Source organism: Clostridium sp. OS1-26, assembly GCF_030915445.1.
GTDB lineage: Bacteria > Bacillota > Clostridia > Clostridiales > Clostridiaceae > Clostridium_AM.
In genome coordinates, this window is record NZ_CP133264.1 from 78,062 (window position 1) to 95,101 (window position 17,040).

The 17,040-nt window shown below is 32.3% G+C and carries 8 protein-coding genes and 2 pseudogenes; 1 reads left to right on the plus strand and 9 read right to left on the minus strand.

Annotated elements, in window-relative coordinates:
- Positions 1 to 78: 78 nt before the first annotated feature.
- The 4 genes and pseudogenes from RCG18_RS00350 to argB form a co-directional block, all read right to left on the minus strand.
- Complete coding sequence (locus RCG18_RS00350) at positions 79 to 1,245, minus strand: iron-containing alcohol dehydrogenase (RefSeq protein WP_308039465.1); 1,167 nt, start codon at positions 1,243 to 1,245, stop codon at positions 79 to 81.
- 159 nt (positions 1,246 to 1,404) lie between these two features.
- Positions 1,405 to 3,362, minus strand: a pseudogene (locus RCG18_RS00355) (sigma-54-dependent Fis family transcriptional regulator).
- A gap of 144 nt (positions 3,363 to 3,506) precedes the next feature.
- Positions 3,507 to 4,673, minus strand: a complete 1,167-nt coding sequence (locus tag RCG18_RS00360) for an aspartate aminotransferase family protein (RefSeq protein WP_308039466.1) — start codon at positions 4,671 to 4,673, stop codon at positions 3,507 to 3,509.
- Positions 4,655 to 5,548 carry an acetylglutamate kinase gene (gene argB / locus RCG18_RS00365; RefSeq protein WP_308039467.1) on the minus strand — a complete coding sequence of 298 codons (894 nt, stop codon included), beginning with the start codon at positions 5,546 to 5,548 and terminating at the stop codon, positions 4,655 to 4,657. The genes RCG18_RS00360 and argB overlap by 19 nt, the downstream gene beginning before the upstream one ends.
- 159 nt (positions 5,549 to 5,707) lie before the next feature.
- On the opposite strand from argB, the pseudogene argC reads away from it, so the two are divergent.
- Positions 5,708 to 6,744: pseudogene (gene argC / locus RCG18_RS00370) on the plus strand (N-acetyl-gamma-glutamyl-phosphate reductase).
- Between the two features lie 80 nt (positions 6,745 to 6,824).
- Here the strand turns inward: argC and RCG18_RS00375 are convergent.
- From RCG18_RS00375 to RCG18_RS00395, 5 genes are all read right to left on the minus strand, one after another.
- Positions 6,825 to 8,192: a SpoVR family protein gene (locus RCG18_RS00375; protein WP_308039469.1), complete on the minus strand. Its 1,368-nt coding sequence runs from the start codon at positions 8,190 to 8,192 to the stop codon at positions 6,825 to 6,827.
- A gap of 21 nt (positions 8,193 to 8,213) precedes the next feature.
- Positions 8,214 to 9,431, minus strand: a complete 1,218-nt coding sequence (gene yhbH, locus RCG18_RS00380) for a sporulation protein YhbH (protein WP_308041932.1) — start codon at positions 9,429 to 9,431, stop codon at positions 8,214 to 8,216.
- A 4-nt stretch (positions 9,432 to 9,435) separates the two neighbouring features.
- Positions 9,436 to 11,358 carry a PrkA family serine protein kinase gene (locus RCG18_RS00385; RefSeq protein WP_308039470.1) on the minus strand — a complete coding sequence of 641 codons (1,923 nt, stop codon included), beginning with the start codon at positions 11,356 to 11,358 and terminating at the stop codon, positions 9,436 to 9,438.
- A gap of 463 nt (positions 11,359 to 11,821) precedes the next feature.
- Positions 11,822 to 12,808, minus strand: coding sequence for an ornithine cyclodeaminase family protein (locus RCG18_RS00390; RefSeq protein ID WP_308039471.1), 987 nt, complete (start codon positions 12,806 to 12,808; stop codon positions 11,822 to 11,824).
- Positions 12,809 to 13,044: 236 nt separating this feature from the next.
- A complete protein-coding gene (locus tag RCG18_RS00395) occupies positions 13,045 to 16,809 on the minus strand; it encodes a phosphoribosylformylglycinamidine synthase (protein ID WP_308039472.1) in 3,765 nt (1,254 codons plus the stop codon).
- Between the last annotated feature and the right edge of the window lie 231 nt (positions 16,810 to 17,040).

A 17,040-nucleotide genomic window follows, 5' to 3' on the forward strand; every position in this document is an offset into this window, starting at 1 on the left:
TAAAAAAGAATCACCAAGGTGATTCTTTTTTATTAATGAGATTTATTATATTATATATGCAAGCTTTTACTCTTTTTATTAGAAATCTACTTTTTTACCGCTGTATGTGCATTCGAACACTTTCTTCATTTCTTCTACAGTTATTGGTCTTGGGTTTGACCCTGTACATGCATCTAAAATAGCATTCTTTGATATAAAGTCTAAGTTCGAATTAAAATCTTCTTCAGTTATTCCGTATTCTTTTAATGTTAGAGGTATATCTAACTTTCTGTTCATATCTTGTATCAAAGCTACTAATGAATCTGTTAATTCAGCATCAGTATTTCCAGCTAGTCCTAAAGTTTTAGCTATAGTAGCAAATCTTGATTCACAAGCTTTTCTATTGAATTGAATTACATATGGGAGGTATATAGCATTAGCACATCCATGTGGAATGTGGAATACAGCACCAGTTTTATGTGCCATACTATGAACTATTCCAAGTAAAGCATTTGAGAATGCCATTCCAGCTAGACATTGAGCTATATGCATTTCATCTCTTGCTTCCTTGTCTCCTTTATAGGAGTTTATTAAATGCTCATTTACCATAACTATAGCCTGCATAGCTAGAGGGTCAGAAACATGTGATCTTGCAGTTGCTACATAAGCTTCTATTGCATGAGTTATAGCATCCATTCCTGTGTGAGCTGTTAATTTAGGTGGCATTGTTTGAGCTAAAGCTGGATCTACTATAGCTATGTCAGGTGTTAAATTGAAATCAGCTAAAGGATATTTTATTTTAGCTTTGTAATCAGTTATTACTGAAAATGCTGTAACTTCTGTAGCAGTTCCACTAGTTGATGCTATAGCAACAAATTTAGCCTTTTGTCTTAATTCTGGTATTCCAAATGGAATAACTGCCTTTTCAAAAGTAAAATCTGGGTATTCGTAGAATATCCACATTGCCTTAGCAGCATCTATTGGTGATCCACCGCCTACAGCTATAATCCAATCTGGGCCAAATTCTCTCATCACTTTAGCCCCATTCATAACTGTTTCAACTGATGGGTCTGGCTCAACACCTTCTATTAACTTTATTTCCATACCAGTTTCTTTTAAATAATTTTCAATCTTTCCTAAGAAGCCAAATTTTTTCATTGAGCCTCCACCAACAACTATAATAGCCTTCTTACCTTTTAATGATTTTAATACCTCTAAAGAATTTTCTCCGAAATAAATATCTCTTGGAAGTGTAAATCTTTGCATCCCTATACCCCCTAATAATTTAAATTTTTCCTGTACCCATTTATATAGCAAAATCTATGCCAAGTGCTTAAGCTTTATTTTGCGTATATAAATTATGAGAAATCTCAAATTGAGATTTCTCATAATCTCAATTTGAGATTTCAATGTTTTTTATAATACTTAATAACTATTTATAGAGTATTTTTTAATTTTTCTATATATAGTGGCTCTACTTATATTGAGCATTTCGGCAGCCTTTATTAAATCTCCCTTTGCTTCTTTAATAGCCTTTCTTATGCTCGACTTTTCCATTTCTTCTATAGTCATAACCTCAGAATTTTTATCATCTATGGTTGCAACCTCTTCATCATTTACTAAAGAAAGTCGCTTCTTAATATTGATGTAATCATATAAATACTCCTCTGTAATATTATTACTTTCACATAAATAATAAGAGCGTTCTACAACATTTCTCAACTGTCTTACATTACCAGGCCAACTATAGTTACTTATTAATTCTAAATAGCGACTACTTAAAGCTTTGAAGCAGCTAGGGTTCTCACTGTTTAATCTATGAATAAAATAGTTAGCCAGTATTTCAATATCCTCTACTCTTTGCTTTAACGAAAGAGTCTTAATATTCATAACATTCACCCTGTAATATAAGTCTTCTCTAAAATTCTTATTTTTTATTTCCTCTATTAAGTCACGGTTTGTAGCAGCAATAATCCTAACATTTAGTCTTTTTTCATAAGTTCCACCAAGTCTTGTAATTTTATTGTTATCCAGGACTCTCAAAAGCTTGGACTGCATATCTAAAGGCAACTCTCCTATTTCATCTAAGAAAATAGTTCCTCCATCAGCTAATTCGAACTTACCAGGATGTCCATCTTTAGCCGCTCCAGTAAAAGCTCCCTTTTCATATCCAAAGAGTTCACTTTCCATAAGTTCCTTAGGTAAAGATGCACAATTTACTGCTACAAAGGGACCATTTTTTCTAGTGCTATAGTTATGTATTGATTGGGCAAATAATTCTTTTCCCGTACCACTAGGCCCTTCTATAAGTATGCTGCAGTTAGTTATAGCAGCTTTTTTGCAAATTCTATAGTCCTTTGCATATCTTTATTCTTAGTTACTATATCTTCAAAATTGTACTTAGCATTATATCCTGCCATAACATTTACTATCTTATGTAAATATCCCTCATCTTTAAAGGTTATGACTATGCCATTAGCTTTTTTATTAACTATAATAGGAAAGGCGTTCATGCTGCATTTAATTCTTCTGTTTTTTATATAAAGATTACAATCTAAGTTATAGTATACATTCTCAATATTTAATATTTTCTTTATAAAATCCATATCTTTAGTTAACGAATTAATATCAGTACTTAAAATTTCCTGTTCAGATATTCCCAGTATTTTTGATGCCATTTTATTGGTTCTTTTAATTTTCAAATCTTCATCTAGTACAAGCATTCCTTCAGAAATAGAATTAAATATTACATTTAGAAGCTTATTAGATTCTTGTAGAGCAAAATGCTTTTCAATTAAGCGGGCTCCCGAAGCTACAATTCCTGTAGTATGTGAATGTGCTTCAGAATAGTTTCCAGACATATTTATGCACCCTATAATTTTATTTTCTTCATCATGTATAGTTGCAGCAGAACAAGTAAGGCAGTGATTTTTTGAACAGTAATGTTCCGCTCCTATTATCTGAACGGGCTTATCTAAACAAAGAGCAGTTCCAATAGCATTAGTTCCTGCAGATTTTTCAGACCAATTAGCCCCTACCACAAGATTTAATTCCTTTGACCTTTTAAACTCATGATTACCTATAGCATCTATAATATAACCATTCTTATCTGAAAGTACTATTACAAAACCTGACCCAGCGACTATATCATATAAACCTTCCATTATAGGATGTGCTACCTGTATTAACTGAGCATTTTCCTTTATTATGAAGTTCATTTCCCATTCTGATAACTTTTCTACATGTTTTTTAAAAGGATTAACTTTAAGCTTCCTACATCTCATCCAGGATTCTCTTATTATAGAATCTAAATTTTCATCTAATCTATCACTTTTAATACAATCTTCCCAATATCCTCTTATATACGGTAAATTTATTCTCACAAAATCACCTCTAATCTAAATAGTTACCTTAATACAATTTTAACCTATATTAGTAATAATAGCATATAATTTACAAAAATATCAATGCGACAAAAAGCATATATTGTAAACAATATATGCCCTGTAACATATTAATCATGTGCTTTAATTATAACTTTGTAATACCTTTTCCAATAATTCCATAGCTTTATCTATATCACAATTCTCTACATTAAGTGGTGGTAAAAGCCTTATAACATCGTTCCCTGCAGTAACCGCTAGCAGCTTATTTTCAAAGCACTTCTTGCTAAACTCCTTTACATCTACCTTAAGCTTTATACCGAGTAATAATCCTACTCCTTTTATCTCTTCTATTATTGGATATTTCTCTTTTAAATCTTTTAATTTAGAAATAATATATTCACTTTTCTCATTTACCTTATCTACTACTCCGCCATCTGTTAACTCCTTTAAAACAGCAAGACTTACTGCACAAGCGAGCGGATTCCCACCAAAGGTACTTCCGTGGTCTCCTGGTACAAGTACAGAAGCTTTTTCGTTAGTCATTACAGCTCCTATTGGAAATCCTCCACCAAGTCCTTTTGCCATGCATATAACATCTGGAATCACTCCAAATTTTTGATAAGCAAATAAAGTTCCTAGCCTTCCCATTCCACATTGAATTTCATCAAATATAAAAAGAGCATCATACTTTTCACATAATTCTTTAACTTGCTTTAAATATTCAATGGCAGCTGAGTTTATTCCACCTTCTCCTTGTATGGGTTCAATTATAACTGCACAAACTTCACTACCCATTTTATCTTTCAAATCTTCTATATCATTAAATTTAGCACTTCTAGTTCCACCAATCAATGGCATAAAGTCTTCTTGATACTTCTTCTGTCCTGTTACAGACAAAGCACCCATAGTTCTACCATGAAAAGAATTTTCCATGTATATTACTACATTTTTATCTGCTCCACCTTTTATCTTTCCATATTTTCTTCCTATCTTTACTCCACATTCCATAGCTTCTGTACCACTGTTACAGAAAAAAACAGATTTATGGTCACTATAAGAACATAGCTTTTCAGATAACTCAATAGCTTGCTTACTCCAATAGTAATTAGATATATGCATTAATTCACTGCACTGATCAGCCATAGCTTTCGTTATTGCTGGATGGCTGTGCCCTAGACAGTTAACAGCTACCCCTGATACAAAATCCATATATTCTATGCCATTGCTATCATATAGCTTACTTCCTAAACCTTTTTCAAAAACTATATCAAATCTTCCATAAGTGTTCATTATATTACCTTTTGACATTTTCTCTCTCTCCCCCTTGAAGTAATCTTAGTTCCAGAATCATATACTATATTTGAAATCAAACTGTGTTTCTTTCTGCCATCTATAAGGTGTATATCTTTTGTTCCATTTTCTATAGCCTCTATGCAACACTCCATTTTTGGTATCATTCCACCATTTATTATTCCTTCATCTATATAATTCTTCACATCTTCAGTAGTTATATTTCTAATAATACTTGATTTATCATTTATATCTTTATATACACCTTCTACATCCGTAAGAATCATAAGTTTTTCGCACTTAAGTTCGGAACTTATAAAGGATGCTGCATAATCTGCATTTATATTATATTTATTTCCATGAGAATCACAAGCTATAGGAGAAATCACTGGCACTCTTCCTCTTTCTAGAATACTTAATAAAAAGGCTTTATTTATACTTACTACTTCTCCAACAAAACCTATATCTATTTTCTTACCATTTTCGTATATATATTTTTTCTTTGCTTTAATTAGATTGCTATCTCTTCCACTTAGCCCTATGGCGCTTATTCCTTGATTACTTAAGCTTGCGGATATATCTTTGTTTATATGACCTGAAAGAACCATCTCAGCTATATCCATTACATTTTTATCAGTAACTCTAAGTCCATTTTTAAATTCACTTTTTACACCAGTCATTTTTAACCACTTAGATATTTCCGGGCCACCACCATGGACAATAATTATATTTATACCAAAGCGCTTTAGTAGAACTATATCCTCAATAAAGGCTTTAGATGCGTTTTCATCATTCATTATGCTTCCACCATATTTTACTACAAAGGTTTTACCTTTAAACTTATCTATATCATGTAGTGCTTCTAAAGGTATAGAATTTTCTTCCTCCAACATGTGCTCCACCAACCTTATTAAATTTTATGAGAATAATTATACTCTTATTGTTATTAATATGCAATACATTTTAAATAATTTCATATTTTTATTGCATAATTATATTAGCTTATGTATAATTATTTTTATGAATAATTTAAAATATTTAGAGGTGATAAGATGATTAATGTAGGAATATTGGGTTCCACAGGCTACGCAGGCCAACAACTGGTATGGCTTTTAACTAATCATTCAAATGCAAATATTGTTTTTCTTTCTTCTCATAGTTATGAAGGAGACTTATACAGTGATATATATAAAAATTATTATGGTTTCAATAAAAATATTTGCATAAATATGCAAAGAGCTGAATGTAAATTAAATAGCATCGATGTGCTTTTCATAGCTCTACCCCATGGAAAATCTTTTGATATAACAAAAAAGCTCTTGAAAAAGGAGTAAAAGTCATAGATTTAGGGGCTGACTTTAGAATTAAATCAAAGGCTACTTATGAGCAGTGGTATGGATTGGAACACCAATGTAGTGAGCTTCTGGAAGATTCAGTTTATGGACTTCCTGAACTTAAACGTGAAAGCATAAAAAATGCTTCTCTAATTGCTAACCCTGGCTGTTACCCTACTGCGAGCATTTTAGCACTTGCTCCACTTTTAAAAGCTAAAATAATTGATCCTAAGTCTATAATTATAGATGCTAAATCTGGAGTTTCTGGTGCAGGAAGAAATGCTGCTATACCAAATATATATACAGAATGTAACGAATCCATAAAAGCATATTCTGTTGCATCTCATAGACATACTCCAGAAATTGAACAAGAACTTTCATATTTATTAGGAAGTGATTTAACTCTTGTTTTTACACCTCATTTAGTTCCTATGAATAGAGGAATTCTATCTGTATGTTATGCAAACTTGACTATTGATATGTCACAAGAGGAATTATATAAGCTATATAATGATTTTTATAAAGATGAGTTTTTCGTAGGAGTTACAGAAGATATGCCTGAAACCAAATATGTTAAGGGTTCTAATATGTGCCACATAGGTCTAAGATTAGATAAAAGAACAGGAAAAGTAATAGTATGTTCGGCTATAGATAATTTAATGAAAGGTGCCGCAGGGCAGGCCATTCAAAATATGAATATTATGTTTGGACTAGACGAAAAAACGGGACTTAACTTTCCAGCAATGCTTCCTTAAGGCATCTAAAATAACAAGTTAAAGCTCTTTATGCAACTGCATAAAGAGCTTTGTTTACTACTAAACAATCAAACTCGCTATTATTCATAAGTTATCTTCTTATTTTCATCACATACAATCTTTGTATCTTTTCCATTTAGATTGGTTTTTAAAACTACTTTATGCTTCCACAAATCAACTACATGTTTGAGAGTCTCCACTGCATATTGAAGTTGAAGCTCTCTTCCTTCAAAGACGTGCTCAATAGTTAAAGTTTTATCCATTTTTGACATATCTTCAACTCTAATGTTCGGAATACCACCCATGCCACAACTATTACTTAGAGTATTTCTTATTTCCTTCCATCCTTCATCATCAGATATTTCATCAATGACATAATTCTTATCTTTCTTAATATACTGGAATAAATTAAGCTTAGTACAAAGTTCCTTTGTCAGGTACCTTCTTAAGAAAGACTCATCTCTTTCTATGAGCCTTACCTCAAATATTTTTTCTTCTCCGTATTTCTCAACTAGGTCTTTATAAATTTCAAAGCCTAAGAAATATGGATTTATATTTCCTTGAAGAGGTACAATAACGTCATTATGTCTTTTTATAAACTCAAGATAAAGCTTTTGAGGTAATTCTAATTTCTTTAGAATATTATAATGCCAGTAGCTGGCCCATCCTTCATTCATAATTTTGGTTTCTATTTGAGGAACAAAATACTTTGTTTCATCCCTAACTATTTCTATAACATTCTTCTGCCACTCAAACAAATCGCCATGCATAGATATAAAACCTAATATATCTTCTACCGGCTCTTGTGGTATTTTTTCAACATCAGGAGGCTCTGGCTTTTCCCTCGGTACAATTGGACTATAATTTATATCTATGCTTTTATAATCTTCCATTTTTCTTTTTCTAATCTCTTCATCGCTTAAATGCTTAACTCCAACAGCTCTATTTGTCTGATATTTTAGAGCATGAGCTGCATTTAACATCTTTTCAACCTCTACATACCCTATACTCGGATCGTTAATATATGACCTTATAATATCTGCATGATTTTTAAACATTTCCAAAGTATAGATTGCACTTGTGGCTTCTTTAAACATTCTATTATTTTTGAAAAAATCGTTATGTCCATAAACATGGGCCATTGTTAATATTTGAAGCAGCATTGTATTATCCTTCATTAAATATGCGATGCACGGATTTGAGTTTATTACCATTTCATAAGGAAGCCCTGTAAGATTATAATTATACAGAGTTCTGAGCTTTTCATATGCTTTCCCAAAGCTCCAGTGCGGATACATAGAAGGCATACCTACATAAACTTCGTATGCCAGCATATCATTATAGTTTATGATTTCAAATTCCTGTGGATAATAATCAAGTCCAACTTCCCTTGCCTTTTCTTCTATTAAGTCATTCCACATCTCCAGATCAGCTATAGTGTATTCCAATTCCTCACCCCCTTTAACAAATTAATAGTCATTATTTATTTCTACAGTAAGCATTTCTCTAAGAGCATCCCACATATCCTCTTTCTTTTTCATTGCTACAGATACAAAATTCTTTCTTTTAACTTCATTAGAATATCTCTTTTTTATTGCACTGGTATATCCATAAGCCATAATTTCTGCATATCCAAATAGGTTGCTAACATCACACAATGTATTAGCCGCTTTAACAGCCCTATCATTATCTTCACTCCAATTATCTCCATCACTTACATGAAAAGCATATATATTCCATATAGCCGGATTGTATTTTTCGTTAATAATTTCTAAAGCCTTATTGTATCCGCTAGATATATAAGTGCCTCCAGATTCAACCTTGTGAAAGAATTCATTTTCTGTAACAACTTTAGCAGTGGTGGAGTGTGCAATAAACACAACCTCCACGTTTGAATACTTAGCTTTCACAAACTGATACAACATAAAGAAAAATGATCTAGCTAAATACTTTTTATTTTGATCCATAGATGCCGAAGTATCCATTATGCACATTACCACTGCACTGTATTCTCTCTTCTTGGTTGGTTTTACTCTATAATATCTTAAATCATCTTCTTTAAAAGGAAATCTCCCTACAAGATCTTCTCCATCAAGAGAATATTGGTTTAGCACTTCTTCATTCATTCCATTTTTTTGAACATCTTCTTTAAGCGCTCTTTTCATACCCTGTTTTCTTTTTAACTTTTCAACAACAGTTTTCTTCTTTGCAAGCCTTGGGGGGATTCCACTTTTCTGATAACCACACTTCTTCTTTGAACCCTCTGACAATATTTCAGAAAATCTCTTTTTAGTCAAATTAGGTAAATTTAAATCCTGAAATACATATTCCATAATTTCTTCTATGGTTATCTCAGTTTCGTATATGTCTTCTCCTTCCTCATTACCTGCCCCTTTATTTCCACTTCCTTTGGCTTCTTTTTCGGTGCCTATTACGTCTCCTCTTTTCTCTGTGCCATCACCACTTCCTACACCAGGCACATTTTTCCCATATACAAATTGATATTCTTTGAGCCCTTTAATAGGAATTTTTATCTTTTTATTTTTTGTCTGTCCTATAATACTTTCCTCTGACAGAATATCTACAAGATTCTTCTTTATCGAATCTTCAACAAGTTCTTTATGTCTTCTCCTATCCTCGCCAGCCCTATCATGCCCTATAGGGTTGAATTCTCTAAATACTGCCATAATATCAATCCTTCCATAGATTATTAGCAGCATATTTTAATATTACATCACAGCAATGATCGCAATACCCGTTTTTCTTCATTTCTTCTACCATTGAATTATATTTCTTATGCTGTTCCTTATCTCTAACTTTTGATTTAGTAACTATACGTGACATCTCTCTTACTGATGATGTTATTTTCTTTTCTATAGCTTCTTTTAAAGGCTCGTATGATGTATAATCCACTTTTCCACCTTTTCTCATTAGATAGAACATATAAGATGTTACATCTGATCTAAAGCCTTTAGCAGAACCTTCTGATATTCCAATTTGCTCTTCTATAGAACGCATAAATTTTTCGTCTGGATCTAACTGTTCTCCAGTTGATTTATCTTTAATTTTAGTCCTATTAACATAAGCTTCTGCATGATCTAAATAATTATTGAATAAGCTCTCAGCTTGTTCCTTAAAGCTTTGAATAAATGCCTTAGTTATTTCTTTTTCAAGAACCTTATTATATTCTTTTCTTATGCTATCTTGAATTAATCCAAGATATTTCTTTCTCAAGTCATCAGCTACGTCTAAATCTTTTATCGATTTAATGATACTTTCCATTACACTTAATGGATTAATGCAATCATGTTCTGAATCTGAAAGAGCATTATCTATAGCTTTAATAATGAATCTTGTTGATATACCTTCCATACCCTCTCTTATTCCGGATTCTTCTTTAAGTTCCATAATATCCATCTTCTTAGTAGTTCCTTTTTCAACTATTTCTTCTCCGTTATAAATCTTTAACTTAGTCAAAAGATCTACTTTATTGGATAGAGATAGTCTGCTTAATATAGCAAACATAGCAGCTACTTCAATAGTATGTGGTGCTATATGAGCTTTAAAGTGACTCTTCTTTAATATCTTTTCATATATCTTTGTTTCCTCACTTAACTCCATGCAATATGGAACTTCAACCTTAACTATTCTGTCTAATATAGCTTCATTCGTATGGTCTGATTTAAACTTATTCCATTCAGCTTCATTAGAGTGCGCAATTATAACTCCATCGAAATAAATCATAGAACCTTTTCCTGGAGATGGTATAGATTTTTCTTGAGTAGCAGTTATAATAGTATGAAGATACTCTACATCATTTTTAAATACTTCTATAAATTCAACCAATCCTCTGTTTCCAACATCGAAAGCACCATTTAAGGAGAATATACGAGGATCATCTTCCGGATATAAATCCATCTTCGAAATGTCTACTGATCCGACCAAAACTGATGTGTCTTGATTATTTGGATCAACAGGTGGTACTACCCCTATTCCTTTTCTGGATCTAATAGAAAATCCTGTTTTAACCACTGGGAAGTTTTCATACTGTCCTTTAAACTCTTCTTTTAATCTATGTCTGCATATCGGGCATAAATCTCCTTCTATTTTTATTCCTAAGTTTTCTTCAAACTGTTTTCTTAAATGTTTAGGAATAAGATGGAGAGGCTCTTCTCTCATAGGACAGCCCTTCAAAGCATATATAGGTTCGCTTTCCTCTAGAGCCCTTTTTAATACTTCTACTATAGAAGACTTTCCTGAACCTACAGGCCCAACTAAATAAAGTACCTGTCTTGACTCTTCACCATTCATAGCTGCTGAATAAAAATAACTAGCTATTTTCATAAGAGTTTTTTCAATGCCGAAAAAATCATTTTTAAAAAAATTATAACTTTTTATTGTTTCATTACCATATATTTTTCTTATCCTTAGGTTTTCTTCTGATTTTAAAATTTCCACACCTGGATCTGTTATTAAATTATACATTCTTCTATGTGCAAGTTGAGCAACTTCCGGATTTTCTTTTATAATCTGGAGATACTCTAATAAGGTTCCTTCAAATTCGTCTTTTCTTCCTTTTTCTCTATCCTGCTCTATTAATTCTTTAAAATTCATCCCTCAACCTCCATATAAAGTGATAAAAGAAAGACTGTTTATATAATGATTTTAGATACATCATTATTTGATATATCTTTGTAGTATTTATATTAAATTTTTGTATGTTTTAGAACAGAGTTAGATATCTGAAATAAAATAACACTTTAAAGATGCGACGGATATTTTGCGCAAAACAAGGAGACAAGCTCCGCGGATAGTTGTTCTATCAACGGCTTCTGCCAGCGCAGCATGATGCAAAATATATTAGCATACTTACTAGTTATTTTTTGAAGATGCCTTAATTGGGATAAAAATTAAGAATTCGTTAAATACAAGCAAAGATAGATATAAAAAATTGTTATGTATGCTTGTACATCTTGCAAAAAGAAAAAAGAACTAGCTCTAATTTACTAGTTCCAAAGTAGTATTAATAAATATGAGTAAAAAAGTACATTTATATTATTGCCATATAATTATAATTTTATACTTCTACCACTTTACCTATTCCATTTTCTAATGCTTTTTTATATATTTTATTTGCAGTTACCACATCCTGCACAGCAATCCCCACCGTCTTAAATAGAGTTATTTCACTATCATTTTCTCTTCCTTTAACTTTGCCTAGTATTACTTCACCTAACTCCCCATTTATTCTATTAGGATTTATAAGTCCTTTTTCCATAGGCTGAATAAAGTCACCAGCCTCAGCAGTTACTGCATCTCTTGAATCAACAAATACCTTATCCGCTTTTGCAACGATGTACTCATCTAACTCCTGCATTTCTCTCGTATATGAACCAACTCCATTTACATGAGCGCCCTTTTTTACTAAATTTCCTGGGAAAACAGGCTTTTTAGAGGTTGTAACGGCAGTTATTATATCAGCATCTTCTATTGCCTCCTCAGCACTTTCTGCTGCAATAATTTCTACTCCATATTCTTTTAATTCTATCTTGGCATCGTCAACAAATTTCTTAGCTCTATCACTTAGGGAAAAAACCTTTACAAGTTTAAGCTTTCTAACTGCAAGCAATGCTTCAAGCTGGCACATAGCCTGGCCTCCAGCTCCAAAAATAGCTGCTACCTTTGCATCAGTAGACGCAAGCACATCAGTAGCTGCTCCTGAAGCTGCTCCTGTCCTAAGCTGAGTTAAATAAGTTCCATCCATTATGCAGCAAACCTCACCTGTGGTTCCATCTAATAAAATCATTTGAGCTGGTACTGATGGTATTCCTTTTTCTACATTCTTAGGAAATACTGAAACTATTTTTATTCCTACACTATCTAAATCTGGAACATATCCTGGCATAAATAAGCTTTGACCACTCTGTTTAGCAACATCTATATTCACTCTTAGAGGAACTATGCTTTTCCCTTCTGAATAAATCGAAAAGGCCTGTTTAACAGAATCTACGGCATCTTTCATAGAAAATACCTTTTTTATGTCTTCTTTAGATAAAATTAGCATCTCTTTACCTCCATTTACTTTTATGTACATATAAACTTTGAAAGTCTTTAAGTATATTTTAACAATTTTTCAGATTTTCATCAAACACCTTTCAATCTTATATATTAATAATAAAATCTTAGAGGATATAAAAAGATACAGCTTATATTAAACATAAACTGTACCTTCTCTAAAATTATATAATTTCATCTAAAAGTGTTTTTCTACTCAGTAGAAATTTCTTCATTCCCTAAACTTTACTTAAAGTATTGTACTCCAGCTTCAAATATTCTTTGATCCTTATTACCTAGAATGTTTTTTAATACATTTTCTCCAAGTCTCTCAGAGTGACCCATCTTTCCAAGTACTCTTCCATCAGGGCTTGTTATACCTTCAATAGCATAAATAGAACCATTAGGATTAAATCTTATATCGTAAGTTGGATTACCATCAAAATCTACATATTGTGTAGCTATCTGTCCTTTCTCTATTAGCTTCTTTACAACACTATCACTTGCTACAAATCTTCCTTCTCCGTGGGATACAGGTATTGAATGTATATCTCCAACTTTTACATTTTTAAACCAAGGAGAAAGATTGGATGTAATCTTTGTATTTACTACATTCGAAACGTGACGTCCTATTTTGTTATAAGTAAGCGTTGGATAACTTTCATCTATATCTACTATTTCTCCAAATGGCACTAATCCTAGCTTAATAAGCGCTTGGAATCCATTGCATATACCAAGCATAAGACCATCTCTGTTCTTTAATAAATCCATTACAGCTTCTTTTATTTTGGGATTTCTAAATACAGTAGCAATAAACTTACCTGAACCATCTGGCTCATCCCCTGCACTAAATCCACCTGGAAGCATAATTATCTGAGATGATTTTATAGCTTTTTCCATGTAATCTATGGATTTTTCTATATCTCTACCTGTTAGATTCTTTAATACCATAACCTCAGTATCGGCACCAGCTTTCTTAAAGGCTCTTTCTGAGTCGTATTCGCAGTTAGTTCCTGGGAAAACCGGTATAAATACCTTAGGCTTAGCAACTTTAATAGCTGGACTCTTAATATTCTCTGTAGTAAACTGTACTAATTCTATTTTATCATCTATAACTTCTGTATTTATAGGGAATATATTTTCTAGTGTTTTTTCTGAAGCTTCTATCATACTATCAATGCTTATTTCTACTCCATTTACGGATATAGTAGAAGTAGTCTGTGTTTCTCCTAATACCTTATATTCTAATCCTTTTAACGCTTTTTCTAAATCCAAGCCACTAGAAACTTCTATTATTATTGATCCATATTGTGGTGCGAATAATTCCTGTTCATCCATATTATTAATAAAGTTCATTCCTATTTTGTTTCCAAAGCTCATCTTACTTATCGCTTCACAAATTCCGCCTCTTTTAACTGTTATAGCAGATACGACTTGCCCCTTGCTAACCATGTTATTAATAGTATTATAATTTTTCTTAAGAATATCGAAATTCGGAAGGTCAAATTGGTCTCTTAATAACGGAATTATTACAACTTTATTCCCTGATGCTTTGAATTCAGGAGATATAACTTTATCTACATTAGTTACATTAACTGCAAAAGATACTAAGGTTGGTGGTACATCCATATCTTTAAAGCTTCCTGACATACTGTCTTTTCCACCTATTGCAGCAATACCAAGTTCTTTTTGAGCATGCATTGCCCCAAGTAGTGCTGAAAATGGTTTTCCCCATCTTTCCGGCTCATCATTTAATCTTTCAAAGTACTCTTGGAAAGTAAGCCTTACCTTGCTAGCATCTCCACCGCAAGCTACAATCTTAGCTACAGATTCTACCACTGCATATACAGCGCCATGGAATGGACTCCATCTAGCAATTTCAGGATTATATCCATAAGTCATTATAGTTCCTGTTTTAGTTTCTCTATTTAAAACTGGAAGTTTTGCAACCATTCCTTCTGGTGGTGTTAACTGATATTTACCTCCAAAAGGCATAAGTACAGTTGCCGCTCCAATACTGCTATCAAATCTTTCAACAAGTCCTTTTTGACTGCATATATTTATATCACTTAAAGTATCAATCCATTTATCCTTCACGCTATCTACTTCTATATTAAAACTAAAGTAATTTTTATCTTCTTGTGGTGCTTTTACTTTTATATCTGTCTTATTGCTTACTCCATTTGTATCTAGGAAATCTCTACTTAAATCTACTATTGCATTTTCTCTCCAATACATTTTTAACCTTCTACTATCTGTCACCTCAGCAACAGTTGTAGCTTCAAGATTTTCAGCTTCTGCATACTTTATAAATTTCTCTTCATTTTCCTTCGATACAACTACTGCCATACGTTCTTGTGATTCTGATATAGCAAGTTCAGTTCCATCTAAACCTTCATATTTTTTAGGAACTAGATCTAAATTTATATTTAACCCTTCTGTAAGTTCTCCTATTGCTACGGATACACCACCTGCACCAAAATCATTACATCTTTTAATCATAGCGCTTACTTCTTCTTTTCTAAATAGCCTTTGAATTTTTCTTTCTTCAACAGCATTTCCCTTTTGAACTTCTGAACCACAATTAAGGATTGAATTTTCAGTATGCTTCTTAGAAGAACCTGTTGCACCACCACAGCCATCTCTTCCTGTTCTTCCTCCCACTAATATTACAACATCTGTCGGAACAGGTGTTTCTCTAACTACATTTTTCATTGGAGCGGCACCAATTACTGCACCAATCTCCATTCTTTTAGCTACATAACCTTCATCATATATTTCAACTACTTGACCAGTAGTTAATCCAATCTGATTTCCATAAGAACTATATCCATGAGCCGCTTCTGTAGTTATCTTCTTTTGAGGAAGCTTTCCTGGAAGAGTATTTTCTATTTTTACCCTTGGATCTCCGCTACCTGTAACTCTCATTGCCTGATATACATAAGATCTTCCTGAAAGCGGATCACGAATAGCACCACCAAGACAAGTTGCTGCACCACCAAAAGGTTCAATTTCTGTTGGATGGTTATGTGTTTCATTTTTAAACATTACTAACCATTTTTCAACTTGTCCATCAATTTCAGCATCAACAACTATGCTGCAAGCATTTATTTCCTCAGATTGATCTAAATCATCAAGCATACCTTTTTTTCTAAGTTCTTTCATACCTATTGTTGCTATATCCATTAAACACATTGGCTTATTTTTATCTAGATAAAGGTTGTTTCTGGTATTTATATATTCTTCATATGCCATTTTAATTGGAGCATTTAAGCTTCCATCTTCTATTTCTACTTTATTTATTTCTGTCATAAAAGTAGTGTGTCTACAGTGATCTGACCAATAAGTGTCTATTACTTTAATCTCTGTAACAGTTGGATTTCTTTTTTCTGTATCTCTAAAATATTGCTGACAAAACTTTAAATCATTAAAACTCATGGCAAGTCCTCTAGTATCCACGAAAATTTTTAGCTCAGCATCATTCATTTCCACAAAACCCTCTAAAGTTTCAACTTCATCTGGTACTTTTAACTCCATTTCTAAACTCTCCGGCTTTGTAAGCAAAGCTTCTCTAGAGTCAACAGTGTTTATACAATAATTCTTAATTTTATCAAACTCTTCTTTAGACACATCTCCTTGTATCACATATACCTTAGCTGATAAAATGTTCAGCTTTTCACTCTGAGTCAGTATTTGAATACATTGGGAAGCAGAATCAGCTCTTTGGTCATATTGGCCTGGCAGATATTCTACTGCGAAAGCTTTATCACATTCATTTATGGTTAACTCTTCTTCATAAATATAATCAACTGTTCTTTCAGAAAAAATAGTACTTTTAGATTTTTCGTATTCTTCATCTAAAATTCCTGATATATCATAACGGTTAATAACTCTTACTCCTGATAAATACTTAATATTTAAGCTTTCTCTTAAATCCTTAAGTAAATTTTGTGCCTCAACATCGAACCCTGCTTTTTTTTCAACATATAATCTTCTAACATTACTCTTCATATTCATTTCCCCTCACATTAGAATTTTTACGAACATTTTTCACTAAACTTAAAATATAATTCGCAATTATTATATCACAAATTCATTATTTAACCAATATTAAATTAGCAAATATATTATAAATTTTAAAACCGCTAAAAAAAACAGTATTATAATCAGCTTCAATTGATTATAATACTGTTTATGCCTTTATTCGCTGGCTACCATCCTTAATGCTTTCAGTAAGGGATG